The sequence below is a fragment of the Pseudomonas anguilliseptica genome, from assembly GCF_900105355.1.
In the GTDB taxonomy this organism is placed as follows: Bacteria; Pseudomonadota; Gammaproteobacteria; order Pseudomonadales; family Pseudomonadaceae; genus Aquipseudomonas; species Aquipseudomonas anguilliseptica.
In genome coordinates this window covers 400,559-414,575 of the sequence record NZ_FNSC01000001.1, presented here as the reverse complement: position 1 = coordinate 414,575, position 14,017 = coordinate 400,559, and the positions used below count along the sequence as shown (strand labels likewise).

The 14,017-nt window shown below is 58.0% G+C and carries 14 protein-coding genes; 7 read left to right on the top strand and 7 right to left on the bottom strand.

The window, feature by feature from the left end:
- Positions 1-67: 67 nt before the first annotated feature.
- From BLW24_RS02110 to BLW24_RS02090, 5 genes are all read right to left on the bottom strand, one after another.
- A complete protein-coding gene (locus tag BLW24_RS02110; RefSeq protein ID WP_090376092.1) occupies positions 68-868 on the bottom strand; it encodes a Crp/Fnr family transcriptional regulator in 801 nt (266 codons plus the stop codon).
- A 106-nt stretch (positions 869-974) separates the two neighbouring features.
- Positions 975-1,247 (bottom strand): TfoX/Sxy family protein, encoded by a 273-nt coding sequence (locus BLW24_RS02105; protein WP_090376085.1) that lies wholly within the window; start codon positions 1,245-1,247, stop codon positions 975-977.
- A gap of 39 nt (positions 1,248-1,286) precedes the next feature.
- Positions 1,287-2,042, bottom strand: coding sequence for a class I SAM-dependent methyltransferase (locus BLW24_RS02100; protein ID WP_090376082.1), 756 nt, complete (start codon positions 2,040-2,042; stop codon positions 1,287-1,289).
- Positions 2,039-2,383 (bottom strand): pentapeptide repeat-containing protein, encoded by a 345-nt coding sequence (locus BLW24_RS02095; RefSeq protein WP_090376079.1) that lies wholly within the window; start codon positions 2,381-2,383, stop codon positions 2,039-2,041. The genes BLW24_RS02100 and BLW24_RS02095 overlap by 4 nt, the downstream gene beginning before the upstream one ends.
- Positions 2,384-2,466: 83 nt before the next feature.
- Positions 2,467-4,029: a bifunctional aminoglycoside phosphotransferase/ATP-binding protein gene (locus BLW24_RS02090; RefSeq protein WP_090376075.1), complete on the bottom strand. Its 1,563-nt coding sequence runs from the start codon at positions 4,027-4,029 to the stop codon at positions 2,467-2,469.
- Between the two features lie 126 nt (positions 4,030-4,155).
- Between BLW24_RS02090 and mrcB the strand changes: the two genes are divergently transcribed.
- The 3 genes from mrcB to BLW24_RS02075 are packed head-to-tail and all read left to right on the top strand — an operon-like array spanning position 4,156 to position 7,508.
- A complete protein-coding gene (mrcB, locus tag BLW24_RS02085; protein ID WP_090376072.1) occupies positions 4,156-6,474 on the top strand; it encodes a penicillin-binding protein 1B in 2,319 nt (772 codons plus the stop codon).
- A gap of 15 nt (positions 6,475-6,489) precedes the next feature.
- The gene (locus BLW24_RS02080; protein WP_090376070.1) at positions 6,490-7,179 is read left to right on the top strand and encodes a tetratricopeptide repeat protein; all 690 of its coding nucleotides are present in this window, start codon (positions 6,490-6,492) and stop codon (positions 7,177-7,179) included.
- Positions 7,179-7,508, top strand: coding sequence for a YqcC family protein (locus BLW24_RS02075; protein ID WP_090376067.1), 330 nt, complete (start codon positions 7,179-7,181; stop codon positions 7,506-7,508). Before BLW24_RS02080 ends, BLW24_RS02075 begins: the two co-directional genes overlap by 1 nt.
- 15 nt (positions 7,509-7,523) lie before the next feature.
- Here BLW24_RS02075 and BLW24_RS02070 read toward each other — a convergent pair whose 3' ends face one another.
- The gene (locus BLW24_RS02070; RefSeq protein WP_090376064.1) at positions 7,524-7,967 is read right to left on the bottom strand and encodes a DUF4124 domain-containing protein; all 444 of its coding nucleotides are present in this window, start codon (positions 7,965-7,967) and stop codon (positions 7,524-7,526) included.
- A 407-nt stretch (positions 7,968-8,374) separates the two neighbouring features.
- Here BLW24_RS02070 and BLW24_RS02065 point away from each other — a divergent pair, with 407 nt between their 5' ends.
- Positions 8,375-10,099: an acetolactate synthase 3 large subunit gene (locus BLW24_RS02065; protein WP_090387605.1), complete on the top strand. Its 1,725-nt coding sequence runs from the start codon at positions 8,375-8,377 to the stop codon at positions 10,097-10,099.
- A 1-nt stretch (position 10,100) separates the two neighbouring features.
- Positions 10,101-10,592 (top strand): acetolactate synthase small subunit, encoded by a 492-nt coding sequence (gene ilvN / locus BLW24_RS02060; RefSeq protein ID WP_090256033.1) that lies wholly within the window; start codon positions 10,101-10,103, stop codon positions 10,590-10,592.
- A gap of 131 nt (positions 10,593-10,723) precedes the next feature.
- Here the strand turns inward: ilvN and ilvY are convergent, their stop codons facing one another.
- Positions 10,724-11,605, bottom strand: a complete 882-nt coding sequence (gene ilvY / locus BLW24_RS02055) for an HTH-type transcriptional activator IlvY (RefSeq protein WP_090376061.1) — start codon at positions 11,603-11,605, stop codon at positions 10,724-10,726.
- Positions 11,606-11,730: 125 nt separating this feature from the next.
- Here ilvY and ilvC point away from each other — a divergent pair, with 125 nt between their 5' ends.
- Together ilvC and pssA are read left to right on the top strand one after the other, a co-directional pair.
- The gene (gene ilvC / locus BLW24_RS02050; RefSeq protein WP_090376057.1) at positions 11,731-12,747 is read left to right on the top strand and encodes a ketol-acid reductoisomerase; all 1,017 of its coding nucleotides are present in this window, start codon (positions 11,731-11,733) and stop codon (positions 12,745-12,747) included.
- 156 nt (positions 12,748-12,903) lie between these two features.
- The gene (pssA, locus tag BLW24_RS02045; protein WP_090376053.1) at positions 12,904-13,716 is read left to right on the top strand and encodes a CDP-diacylglycerol--serine O-phosphatidyltransferase; all 813 of its coding nucleotides are present in this window, start codon (positions 12,904-12,906) and stop codon (positions 13,714-13,716) included.
- Positions 13,717-14,017: the final 301 nt, after the last annotated feature.

Below are 14,017 nucleotides of genomic sequence, written 5' to 3'. Positions count from 1 at the left end.
AAATGTTTGTTCGGCCCATAAACAAACAACCCGACACAGGGTCGGGTTGTTGAGGTAGCCAGCGGGCTCAGGATGCTTCGGCCGGTAGGCGCAGCTGGGTGACTTCCTTGTTCAGTAGGTCGATGCGCTTGGCCATGCTCTCAATCAGGCTGTGGGCAATCCGCGGGTTACTCTGCATCAGGCTGAGGAATTGCTCTTTGGGAATGACCATCACGGTGCAGGGCTCACTGGCCAATACGGTGGCGCTGCGTTTCTCGCGGGTGAATACCGCCATGGCGCCGAAGATTTCATCCTTCTGTACGTCACCGACCTTGTGTCCGTCGACGTACGCTTCGGCATGACCTTCGATGATGATAAATACGTTATCGGCGACATCACCTTGGTGGATCAGCTCTTCACCCGCAGCAAAATGCTGGAAACCGGTGGATGGGCGAATTTCGGGTTGTTTCAAGCGTGCCAGGGCATCGGAAAGCAGAGCGGTATGGCCGATCAGGTACTGGATAAACAGTTCCTGGCGCTGTTCGCTGGAATAAATGTGTTTGAACACGTCGCTACGTGAGTAGGGAATCAGGCTCAGCTGTTCTTCACTGCTGTAGCGGCAGCTGGGTATGTCCAGGCCCTGGCGTAGGCCAACCAGGTCGCCTTCCTGTAGATAAAACAGCGGGCGTTCATCGACCAAAGCATGCAGCAGGCCATTTTCAATGATGAACAACTGATTGCCCGGCAGCATCTTGGCCAGGTCTTCCGCGCGCTCAAGCTGTAGTGGTGATCCAGCAGGTGCAAGCCCATCGAGCAATTGAGTGGGGATGCTTTGTAGTCGGTTGATCAGCTGATCGGCGTAAGCCGGTTGCTCCCCGAGTAAATACATGAGCGAATTCCCTTGAACTGGCTGGGCATACTAAGCCGCACGAACGTCCCTAGAACAATAGTTGCCAGCGCGCCTCAGGTAAATCAAAAGCCTGAGAGGTTGTGAGCTAGCTCTTGTTGTGGGGTAAAGTTTCATCGAGCTGACCATTCAGTTCGGCCTTATGCCCGGGTGGCAGCTCGTTCCAGTGCACGTCCAGCAGTGCGCCTTCAATTGCATACAACAGCACCTTGGATGCCCTGAAGCCCCGCGCGCGTACCGCTCGATAAGCGCTGACCGCACCCAGTCGACGCAGGTCATTGGCGTTGTGAATGCCAACCGCGTGTAACCACTGGGCTGAGGTTTTGCCGAGGTTCTTCAGGTGTTGCAGTTCATCGTTCATCAAGCCTCCTTGCGCTGCTGGGCAGTCGTGCGGGTGGAGTCAGTTTTGCGTGCCTGCCAGAAAGTGTAGCGGCCAGCGGACAAAGCGTGGCTGTTTGGCATCACCCCAGGCCTGGCGCAGCGTTGGTTGCAGTTGCAGCAGTGGATCGACGCCGTTTTGCTGCTCGTAACGTTGCACCGCTGACCAGGTGCGCAGATAGCCCAACAGGTGTTCGAGTGTCCAGCTGGCTTCGATAGCCGAGGCGGGCGGGGCGAGAGGGGCAAAGGGATTGTCGATATCGCGGTAGCCGGCATCGACACTGGCGCGGCCTGCAGGCCAATAGCCGCCGAGAGTATTCCAGTAAAGGTCGTCGATTAGTGTGTCCAGCTCATCGTCAATGCGCATCAGGCTGTAACACCAGGCACAGAACACGCCGCCAGGCTGCAGCAGGCGACGCACTTCACTAAAGAACGCTGGAGTGGCGAACCAGTGCAGTGCCTGCGCCACCACGATCAGATCCAGGCTATGGCTGGGTAGCGGTTGTGTCTGCGCTTCGGCGACGAACAGGTGCAGCCCTGTCTGATCTGCGCCAGCCTGCAACTGCTCAAGACTGGCATCGCAGGCCAGTACCTGCTTGAAATGCTGAAGCAGTGGGTGGCTGGCCTGACCGTTGCCGCAGGCGATATCCAGCGCCCGCAGGCGCTCTGGGCATTGTGCGGCCAGCCAGGCAAACAGGCTTTCTGGGTAATGCGGGCGGAAGCTGGCGTAGGCATCTGCTCGGGCGCCGAACAGTCGGCTGACGTGATTGCCTCTCAACGGGTGTTGTAGCGCAGGCGGGTGCCGAAATTCACCGACATAAGAATCTCGTCAGCTGTCAGTTCGACCGGGAAGTAGGCGCCGGAAATCTGCGCATGGGCCAGGCTGGCGCCTTCGAGCTTGGCGTTGCGCAGGTCAAGGCCGCGCAGGTCAGTGCCGCGAAAGTAGGCGTTGGTGAAGTTGATGTCTTGGGCATCCAGGGCGCGCAGGTCAATGCCGCGAAAATCACCGTCGCTCAGGTCGACGACTGTGTCTTTGGGTTTTTGCGCATTAAAAGCGGAGATTTGTTCGTTGCGGATCAGGACATACAGCGGGTTATCCAGTTGTCGGGGCTGGCTCATGGTGCATCTCCTTATTGACTCACCGCCAGTATAGAAGCCGCGGCGCGCTCTGCTCGCGCCGCAACGTCGTTAGCCGTTTCTGGTTACAGGCCTGGCAGGCGCTGGCGAATGCGTGCGATCAGGGTGTCCAGGCTGGCGCTTTCGTGGGTGTCGACGCGCTTGCTGTGCAACAGCTCATCGTCACTCAATGCTTCGCGGCTGGCCTGCTGGGCGCGCACAACGTCCATGGTGGCATCGGACGGATCGCTGCCGGCGGATTTGCGCTGTTCCAGCCAGCTGGCGATCACTTCATCGGGAGCGCTGCACTCCAGAATGATGAAGGGGGCGCCGCAGGCTTCGGCCACTTGGCTGGCTGCCTCGCGCTGCGCCTGCTTGAGGTAAGTGGCGTCGATGACTACCGGAAAGCCGGCGTGCAGGACCGCTTCGGCGAGCTGGTGCAGGCGCTGGTAAGTGGCGGCACTGGCGTCCTGGGTGTAGATGCCGGCGCTGAGTTTGCCGAGGTTGGCAGCCTGCTGCTCACCGAACAGACGCTTGCGCTCCACATCCGACCGCAGGCGAATAGCGCCCAGTGCCTCAACCAGGCGCATGGCCACATGGCTTTTACCCACTGCAGAAACACCGTGGGTAATGGCCAGGAAGTTCGACGGGATGGCGCTGTAGCTTTCCGCCAGATTGGCGTAGTTGCGGTACTGGCGCAGGGTCACGGCTTTCTGCACCGCATCGGTCTGATGGGCCAGGCTGAACAACGCGACCTTGGCGCGTACCAGGGCGCGGTAGGCTTTGTAGAAATTCAGCAGTTCCAGAGCGGCGTAATCGCCTGTGTGCTCCAGCCAGCCATTGACGAAGCGCCAGGCGTGGGCCTTGAGGCCGCGGTCTTCCAAGTCCATGGCAAGGAATGCAGCGTCCGAGGCAATATCGATCAGGCGGAACGGCTCGTTGAATTCGATACAGTCGAACAGCACCACTTGGCCGTCGTGCAGGGTGGCATTGCCCAGGTGGATGTCGCCGTGGCATTCGCGAATTGAGCCATTGGCTGCGCGCGAGGCCAGCAGTGGTTCAAGGCGCACGCAGTTAGCTTCAGTCCAGGCCTCCAGGGCTTCCAGCTGCTGCAGGTCGGCCGCGTCATTGAGCATCGGGCGGATCTGTTCGAAGTTCTGTCGCATCGGCGCGACGATTGCTTCAGGTGTGCACAGTGCATGGTTGGTTGCGACGACTGGGGTCGAGGCGTGGAAGTCGGCAATTTGTTTGGCCAGGGCATCGATATGCGCCTCGCTCAGTTCGCCGCGTGCCTGCACGTCACTGAGTAGCTGACTTTGCGGGAATTGGCGCATTTTCAGTGCATATTCGATGGCCGGGCCGCTGCCGCCGAGCTGTGGCGTATCGGTGCTGCCACTGATCGGCAGTACTTCCAGATAAAGGCCCTGAGTCAGGCGCTGGTTGAGACGCAGCTCTTCCTTGCAGAAGTGCTCGCGGGCGCTCAGCTCGGTGAAGTCGAGAAAGCCGAAGTTCATCGGTTTCTTGATCTTGTAGGCAAAGGGGCCGGTAAGCACCACCCAGGAAATATAGGTTTCGATAACCTGAAACTGCTCCACGGGATGGGGGTAGAGGGCCGGGTTCTGCAGTGCGGCGATCAGAGCTTGGCTCACGGGCGATCCTTGGCGTTGTACTGAAATAAGAAGCGGCCATTATGGCGGCTCAATGTCCGTCTGCAAACCTCTGTGCTGGCCTGCTGGCCTGCTGGCAAGTGGGCAAAGTGCGTATAATGCCGCGCCATGACTCGTACCCGATCTTCCCGTCCCCGTTCTAAACGCCGCTCCGGCGGTATGCGCCCCTGGTTGGGCTGGGCTATCAAGCTCGGCCTGGTCGGTCTGGTAGTGCTCGCCGTGTTTGCGGTTTACCTCGATGCAGTGGTGCAGGAGAAATTCTCCGGCAAGCGCTGGACTGTGCCCGCCAAGGTGTATGCCAGGCCGCTGGAGTTGTTCGTGGGGCAGAAGCTGGCCAAGGATGACTTCCTCAAGGAGCTGGATGCCCTGGGCTATCGCCGCGAAAACGCTGTGGCCGGCCCCGGTGGGGTGTCGGTTGCGGGCAACAACATCGAGCTGCATTCACGCGGCTTTCAATTCTATGAAAGTACCGAACCGTCGCAGCGCGTGCGTGTGCGTTTTTCCGGTGATTACGTTGCCGGGCTGACTCAGGCTGGTGGTGGCAACCTGGCGGTGGCGCGGCTGGAGCCGTTACTGATCGGTGGGTTGTACCCGGCGCACCAGGAAGATCGTGTGCTGATCAAGCTGGAGCAGGTGCCGCCTTATCTGGTGGAAACCCTGGTGGCGATTGAAGATCGTGAGTTCTTCAATCACTTCGGTGTGTCGCCCAAGGGCATTGCCCGTGCGGTGTGGATCAACGCCACCGCCGGTCAGCTGCGTCAGGGTGGCAGCACCCTCACTCAACAATTGGTGAAGAACTTCTACCTGACCAATGAGCGCAGCCTCTCGCGCAAGGCCACCGAAGCCATGATGGCGGTGCTGCTGGAGCTGCATTACGACAAAAAAGACATTCTTGAAGCCTACCTCAACGAGGTTTTCCTTGGTCAGGACGGTCAGCGCGCGGTGCATGGCTTTGGTCTGGCCAGCCAGTATTTCTTCAGTCAGCCGCTGTCCGAACTGAAGCTTGATCAGGTCGCTCTGCTGGTCGGTATGGTCAAGGGGCCGACTTACTACAATCCGCGGCGTAACCCTGAGCGCGCGCTGGAGCGGCGTAACCTGGTGCTGGATGTGCTGGCAGAGCAGGGCGTAGCCAGTGTCGAAGAGGTAGAGGCGGCGAAACAGAAGCCGCTGGGCATCACCCGTCGCGGTAGTCTGGCGGACAGTTCTTTCCCGGCTTTTCTCGATCTGGTCAAGCGCCAGTTGCGCGAGGATTACCAAGAGCAGGACCTGACCGAAGAAGGTCTGCGCATTTTCACCAGCTTTGATCCGATTTTGCAGCTCAAGGCAGAAAGCGCCCTGGCGGACACGCTCAAGCGTCTGTCTGGGCGCAAAGGGGTTGATCAGGTTGAGGCGGGCATGGTCGTGACCAGTCCGGAAAGTGGTGAAGTGCAGGCGATCATCGGCAGTCGTCAGCCGCGCTTTGCCGGCTTCAACCGGGCATTGGATGCGGTTCGGCCGATTGGCTCGCTGATCAAGCCGGCGATCTATCTGACGGCGCTCGAACGGCCGAGTCAGTACACCCTGACCAGCCTGCTGGAGGATCAGCCGTTCTCCATCAAGGGTGCCAATGGCCAGGTGTGGAGTCCGCAGAATTACGACCGCAAGGCCCACGGCACGATTTACCTGTATCAGGGGTTGGTCAACTCTTACAACCTGTCCACCGCCAAGCTGGGGCTGGAAATCGGTGTGCCGGAAGTGCTGAAGACCCTTAACCGTTTGGGTGTCGAGCAGCAATGGCCGGCCTATCCGTCGATGCTGTTGGGCGCGGGTGGGCTGAGCCCGATGGGCGTGGCGAATATGTACCAGACCCTGGCAAATGGCGGTTTCAACACGCCGTTGCGTGGTATTCGTGCGGTATTGACGGCAGAAGGGGAGCCGCTCAAGCGCTACCCGTATCAGATTCAGCAACGCTTCGACAGCGGTGCCATCTACCTACTGCAGAACGCCATGCAGCGTACGATGTCAGAAGGCACAGGGCGCTCGGTTTACGGCCAACTGCCGCGCTCTCTGGCCTTGGCCGGCAAGACCGGCACCAGTAACGACTCGCGCGACAGCTGGTTTGCCGGCTTCAGTCAGGGCGTTCTGGCTGTGGTCTGGCTGGGGCGAGATGACAACGGGCCGACGCCGTTGACCGGGGCTACCGGTGCGCTGCAGGTATGGACGGACTTTATGCGCAAGGCCGACCCGCTGCCATTGGATATGCCTGTGCCAGATAATGTGGTGCAGGCCTGGGTGGATGCTAGTAGCGGCCAGGGCACTGACCCCAGTTGTCCGAATGCAGTACAGATGCCGTATGTTCGCGGCAGCCAGCCTCTTGCCGGGCCGGGCTGTGGTATTCAGGCACCAGTCAACGAAGTGATGGATTGGGTGCGCGGCTGGTTGGATTAAGCGAGAGGGTTTGATGTGAATAAGTGGTTGATTCCAGCTGTAACTGTGTCGCTGGTACTGGCAGGTTGCAGCAGTGTGCCGCGCGGCTCAATTCCTGTTGTTGAGGGCGGCAGTGCGGTAGCCGGCGCCCAGTCGGGCACACCTGGTGGCTATGGTGCTCCAGTTACACAGCCTCAGGCCTTGCCGGAAGACTCCGGCGTGGTGGTGATGGTGCCTGGCGGTGGGGGGAGTTCCGCGCCGATTCAGTCGTTCCCTGCGGGTAGTGCTCCGCTGGATGCAACGCAGCCGTGGAGCGCTACGCCGCCAGCAGCTACTCAAGGCGGTTATGCCGCGCCGGCGCCCAGTGGCATTCCAAGCGGTAGTTTGGCCATGGATGAGCAGCTGGATGGTCCGGTTCTGGCCTTGTTGACTACGGCTCAGCAACAGCAGGGTGGTGGTGATCTGAATGGCGCTGCCTCCAGCTTGGAGCGTGCTCAGCGTATTGCTCCACGTGAACCGCAGGTGCTGTACCGTTTGGCTGAGGTTCGCCTGGCTCAGGGTGATGCTGCGCAGGCCGAACAGTTCGCCCGTCGCGGCCTGAGTTATGCCAGTGGTCGCCCTGCTCTGCAGGCCAGTCTGTGGAACCTTATTGCCCAGGCCCGTGAGCGCCAGGGTGATGCAGCGGGTGCCGCTCAGGCCCGTGAACAGGCGCGAGTCAGCCTCTGATGGATGCGCGTGTGCTTGCCGTGGCAGAACAGTTGCTGCTGATCGAACGTGAACTGCGTCTGCTCGGCTGGTGGGAGATGCAGTCGCCCAGTGCGCAGGCGTTATCCAGTCAGCAGCCGTTCTGTGTCGATACGCTGGCGTTCGAGCAGTGGCTGCAGTGGATATTTCTACCAAGGATGAAACAAATGCTGGAAGCCGGGGTGGCATTGCCCAGCGTGTCCGGGATTCAACCGATGGCCGAGCAGGTGTATGGTGGGCAGGCCAAAAAGGCTAGAGAGCTGATCAAGCTGTTGGGTGAGTTCGATCAGCTGATTGTTGGCGCGAGCTGAGTCGCGCCAACTGGCTTACTTGCAGTTTTCGGCAATTGCCTTCTGTGCCTCGCTGATACGGCTCTGGCGCTCTTCTTCGCTTAGGCGACGCAGTTCACCGTCTACTTCCGTGCGTACGCGCGGGTTGTTCTGCAGCTGTGCGAGGTTGGTGCGCACATCTTCGCAGTATTTCTTGCGCTCTACTTCCTTGGCGGCAACCTCTTGCTTAATCTTCTCATCAATGGCTGCCTGCTCGGGGTCGGCGATGCTCTCAAAGGTCGGCGCAGCTTTCTTTTCTTCCGCAACAGCAGGCTTTGGCGGCGGTGTTGCGGTATTGATGCTGGTTGCGTCTTGGCCTTGTGGCGGCTGTGCGCTGAAGTGCGTCACGCCCTGAGCGTCGACCCACTTGTAAACCTGGCTGGCCATGGCGGTGGCGCTCATGGCGAGCAGCAAGCTGCTGGTGATCATCATGCGGCGCATGCGGTTTCCTTATGTTGAGCTGCGGTGCCTGCCCACTACTATAACCAAAATGTTCGAATCGTCATCCTGCGCTGCGTCACAGCAGAAGATTGCAGATTCAATCACGGATTGCTTGACTTGGTAGCGCCGAATCCGAACAATTCCACGCTCGCTGTAGTGGAGTCCGCCGCAAGCAGGCTTTAGCTCAGTAGACATGAGGTGCATACCCGCGCCGACCTGTTACACCCGCAACGCGTTACCTCGCGCTGGGTGGGAAAACCCCGCAACACTTTGGGGCATTCCCAATACTTGCTCAGTAGTAGCTGACGTAGTCGGCGACCACCGTCGCTCATGCTCTGCTGGCAGTAAACCTATCTTAGGCCGCCCTCCTTGTTGGGCGGTTTTCTGGCGTTTTAGAGGTGAACAACGTGGAGCTTTTATCCGGCGCTGAAATGGTCGTCCGCTTTTTGCGTGACGAAGGCGTTAAGAACATCTATGGGTACCCGGGCGGTGCTCTTCTACACATCTACGATGCCTTGTTCAAAGAGCCGGAAGTGCAGCACATCCTGGTTCGTCATGAGCAAGCGGCAACCCATATGGCAGACGGCTATGCCCGTGCCACCGGTAAAGCCGGCGTGGTGCTGGTAACGTCCGGTCCTGGCGCAACCAATGCCATTACCGGCATTGCTACTGCCTACATGGACTCCATCCCGATGGTGGTGTTGTCAGGTCAGGTGCCGAGCACCATGGTCGGCACCGATGCCTTCCAGGAAACCGACATGATCGGTATCTCCCGGCCGATCGTAAAGCACAGCTTTATGATCAAGCACGCCTCGGAAATCCCGGAAGTCCTGAAGAAAGCTTTCTATCTGGCGCAATCCGGCCGTCCAGGCCCAGTGGTTGTAGATATTCCCAAGGACATGACCAACCCGGCTGAGAAGTTCGAGTACGTCTATCCGAAAAAGGTCAAGCTGCGCTCCTACAGCCCGGCTCTGCGCGGACATTCCGGGCAAATCCGCAAGGCGGCTGAATTGCTGCTGACAGCCAAGCGGCCAGTCATCTACTCCGGTGGTGGCGTGATCATGGGCGGTGCTGCAGCGCCGCTGACTGAACTGGCGCAGATGCTCAACCTGCCGGTCACCAACACCTTGATGGGTTTGGGTGGCTATCCAGGTACCGATCGCCAGTTCCTCGGCATGCTCGGCATGCACGGCAGTTACACCGCCAACCTGGCAATGCACCACGCCGATGTGATTCTGGCGGTTGGTGCACGCTTCGATGATCGGGTGATCAACGGCGCGAGTAAGTTCTGCCCGAATGCCAAGATCATCCACGTCGATATCGATCCGGCCTCCATCTCCAAGACGATCAAGGCCGATATCCCAATCGTCGGCCCGGTTGATAGTGTGATGGCCGAAATGGTCGCTATCCTTAAAGAGATCGGCGAGCAGCTGAACAAGGATGCGCTGGCGAGCTGGTGGAAGCAGGTCGAAGAGTGGCGCGGCGGCCGCATCATGTTCCCTTACGACAAGGGCGACGGCAGCATCATCAAGCCGCAGACCGTGATTGAGACGCTGTCCGAAGTTACCGGTGGCGATGCTTTCGTGACCTCCGACGTGGGTCAGCACCAGATGTTTGCTGCCCAGTACTATCGCTTCAACAAGCCGAACCGTTGGATCAACTCCGGCGGCCTGGGCACCATGGGCTTTGGTTTCCCTGCAGCCATGGGCGTCAAACTGAGCTTCCCGGATGACGAGGTTGCCTGCGTTACCGGTGAAGGCAGTATCCAGATGAACATTCAGGAGCTGTCGACCTGCCTGCAGTACGGTTTGCCGGTGAAAATCGTCAACTTGAACAACGGTGCACTGGGTATGGTGCGCCAGTGGCAGGACATGAACTACGGTAGCCGTCATTCGCATTCCTATATGGAATCGTTGCCGGACTTCGTCAAGCTGGCCGAGGCCTATGGTCATGTCGGCATGCGCATCACGGATCTGAAGGATCTAAAACCGAAGATGGAGGAGGCCTTCGCGATGAAAGATCGCCTGGTGTTCCTCGATATCCAGGTTGATACCAGTGAGCACGTCTACCCGATGCAGATCAAAGACGGTGCAATGCGCGATATGTGGCTGAGCAAGACGGAGCGTACCTAACATGCGACACATTATTTCCCTGCTGCTGGAAAACGAGCCCGGCGCACTGTCCCGCGTGGTTGGTCTGTTCTCGCAGCGCAACTACAACATCGAAAGCCTGACTGTCGCGCCGACTGAAGACCCGACTTTGTCGCGTCTGACGCTGACCACTGTTGGGCATGATGAAGTCATCGAGCAGATCACCAAAAACCTCAATAAGCTGGTTGAGGTGGTCAAACTGGTCGACCTATCGGAAAGCGCTCACGTCGAGCGCGAACTGATGCTGGTCAAGGTCAAGGCGACTGGCGCTCAGCGTGCGGAAGTCAAACGTACTACAGACATCTTCCGGGGGCAGATCGTCGATGTGACCAGCAGCGTGTACACCATTCAACTAGCTGGCACGAGCGACAAGCTGGACAGCTTTATCCAAGCCATCGGCACTGCGTCGATTCTGGAAACCGTGCGCAGTGGTGTCACCGGTATTGCTCGCGGCGACAAGGTGCTGAGCATCTAATTGCGTTGTGCTAATAAAACGAAAATCCCTCAGGGAGAGATCCCTGAGGGATTTTGCGTTTCTGGGCTTTCGCTTAATCCGCCAGCAGATTAAGTAAGCGTCTCGCGCAGGGCGGGTGTTGTTAAACACGCTTAGCGTTGGCGATTCCAGAAGGCGCTGATCAGCGGATCTTTAAGGCGCTTCTCCAGTGCGAACAGGCCAATGTCGTATGCGGTTAACGGTGGCTGAATATCGTAGGTGCGGATGCGTGCGGTCAGTGGGCTGTTGTCGAGGACGATTTGCGGCACTACGCCAATACCGAAACCCAGGCTCACCATGCTGACGATGGCCTCATTGCCACTCACCTGGGCGTAAATACGCGGTTTGATATTGTGGTGTTTTAACCATCTATCGGTGCGAGTCCTGGCAAGGCCTTCTTCTGAGAGAATCATCGGTACGTCTTTCCAGGTATCTGTGCTGGGGCGCTTCACTTGCTCCTCGGTTAGCAGTTGGGGAGACAGTGGGCCGATAAAGCAAAGGGCGGAACGGGCAATCGATTGAAATGCGATACCGCCTGGTAAGTTGTCGGGGCGGGCGCCGATGGCCAGGTCCTCCAGTCCTTCCTGTACGCGCTCGACAGCTTTTGCGGGGGCGCCGGTGTGCAGTTTCATTTCAATGCGCGGGTAGTCCTGGCGAAAGCTGCTCAAGATGTCATAGAGGAAGCTGTAGCTGGCTGTTACCGAGCAATACAGGGAAAGCTCCCCGTGCAGGATTAACTGGTCCTGCTTGAAGGTTTGGCGGATGGCCTGCCAGCCATTAAGAACCTCGCTAGCGTACTCGCGGAACTGTTGTCCCTCTCGGGTCAGGCGTACTGAGCGGTTGTCGCGCAGAAACAATGGAGCGCCGAGTTCCTCCTCAAGCTGTTTGATGCTGCGGCTAAGCGCGGAAGGACTAACGTGTTGCTCACGGCTGGTTTTGCCGAAGTGCAGGTTGTCGGCTAGAGCGAGAAAGAGCCTGAGGGCGTGACTATCCATGAGTGTTTCAAATATCGGCATGTTGTGTTGCGAATATATCATTTTACGCAATTTAGCGGATCACTTAAGGTGTCTCCGTCGCGGTGCATGCACCCCATCCCTTTCCGATTAAAAGAGCCAAGAACATGAAAGTTTATTACGACAAAGACTGTGACCTCTCGATCATTCAGGGTAAGAAAGTTGCGATCATCGGTTACGGCTCCCAGGGCCACGCGCAAGCGTGCAACCTGAAAGACTCCGGTGTTGACGTGACCGTTGGCCTGCGTAAGGGCTCGGCTACCGTTGCCAAGGCAGAAGCTCATGGCCTGAAAGTGACTGACGTGGCCAGCGCTGTTGCCGCTGCCGACCTGGTGATGATCCTGACCCCGGACGAGTTCCAGTCCCAGTTGTACAAGAGCGAGATCGAGCCAAACATCAAAAAGGGCGCGACTCTGGCTTTCTCCCACGGCTTCGCCATTCACTACAACCAGGTTGTGCCACGCAGCGACCTCGACGTGATCATGATAGCGCCGAAGGCTCCAGGTCACACCGTGCGCTCCGAGTTCGTCAAGGGCGGCGGTATCCCTGATCTGATCGCCATCTACCAGGACGCCTCCGGCAACGCCAAGAATGTTGCTCTGTCGTACGCTTCGGGTGTAGGTGGCGGCCGCACCGGTATCATCGAAACCACCTTTAAGGATGAGACTGAAACCGACCTATTCGGCGAACAGGCTGTTCTCTGTGGCGGTGCCGTTGAGCTGGTCAAAGCCGGTTTCGAAACCCTGGTTGAAGCTGGCTACGCGCCGGAAATGGCCTACTTCGAGTGCCTGCACGAACTGAAGCTGATCGTCGATCTCATGTACGAAGGTGGTATCGCCAACATGAACTACTCGATCTCCAACAACGCCGAATACGGTGAGTACGTGACCGGACCGGAAGTCATCAACGCCGAATCCCGTCAGGCAATGCGCAACGCGCTGAAGCGTATCCAGGACGGCGAATACGCCAAGATGTTCATCAGCGAAGGCGCTACTGGCTACCCTTCGATGACCGCCAAGCGTCGTAACAACGCTGCCCATGGTATCGAAATCATCGGTGAGCAACTGCGTTCCATGATGCCGTGGATTGGTGCCAACAAAATCGTCGACAAAGCCAAGAACTAAGGTTCTGTGACGTAAGAAAAAACGCGGCTAAGGCCGCGTTTTTTCATGGTGCGGCAAGGCTTCTGGTATAAAGCCTGAGTGTTGCATGGGCGCTGCTATGAATCGTTGTTGTCAGCGCTTGTCGAAATTCTCCAAATCCGTTGCAAGGTGTTGTTCATGAATGAACGTCCAGATGAGCCGCAGTCTCCCGTCGATGCCGAAAGTTTGCTGCCAATCGATGAGCATATAGAAGAGGGGCATGACGCCGAAGGGCGCAAGGTCCGTCATCGCGGTATTTATCTGCTGCCCAACCTGTTTACTACGGCCAACCTGTTTGCTGGCTTCTACGCCATCATCAATGCCATGAACGGCAACTTCTATGTGGCGGCTGCTGCGGTGTTTGTTGCCATGGTGCTGGATGGTCTGGATGGGCGTGTTGCGCGCCTAACTAATACTCAGAGTGCTTTCGGTGCCGAGTATGACTCGCTGTCCGATATGGTTGCCTTTGGTGTGGCGCCTGCCTTGCTCGCCTTTGAGTGGGCGTTGGGTAGCATGGGTAAGGTCGGTTGGATGGTCGCCTTCATCTATGTAGCGGGTGCGGCGTTGCGTCTGGCGCGCTTCAATACGCAGATCGGCAGTGTCGACAAGCGCTACTTTATCGGCCTGGCCAGTCCTGCTGCGGCGGGTGTAGTGGCGGGTACGGTGTGGGCCTTCAGTGATTTCGGCATTAAGGGTCCGAATATGGCCTTTGTGGTTGCCATCCTGGTGGCGGCTGCCGGTATGCTGATGGTCAGCAATATCAAGTACAACAGCTTCAAGGATCTAGACCTTAAAGGTCGTGTGCCGTTCGTGGCTATTCTTGCGGTGGTGTTGGTGTTCGCGGTGGTGTTCAGTGATCCGCCGCGGATTCTGCTGATCATTTTCTTGGCCTACGCGGCCTCGGGGCCGATTCAGTACCTGCTGCGCCTTCGTCGCGGTAAGGGCGCCTAGTTACTACGCGTGTGGTTCTACAAAGCCGTTGAAGCGTCAGCTTCAACGGCTTTGTCGTTTTTGCGGTCGGCGCATGGGTGTGGAGTAGTCGTGGCTCTCGATTAGCGGCTTTTGAAACAAAAGCATAACAATCGATTGACCTTCTTTTGCCAGTCCCTATAATGCGCAGCTCTTCAGGCGTATGCGGCTCCTTAAACTTCTTATAAAGCAAGAAGTTAGATTTAAATAAGGGGTTGCAAAGCAGCGAAAGCTGCGTAGAATGCGCCTCTTCTTCAGGTGGTAGTGTTTGAGCCTGGCGAGG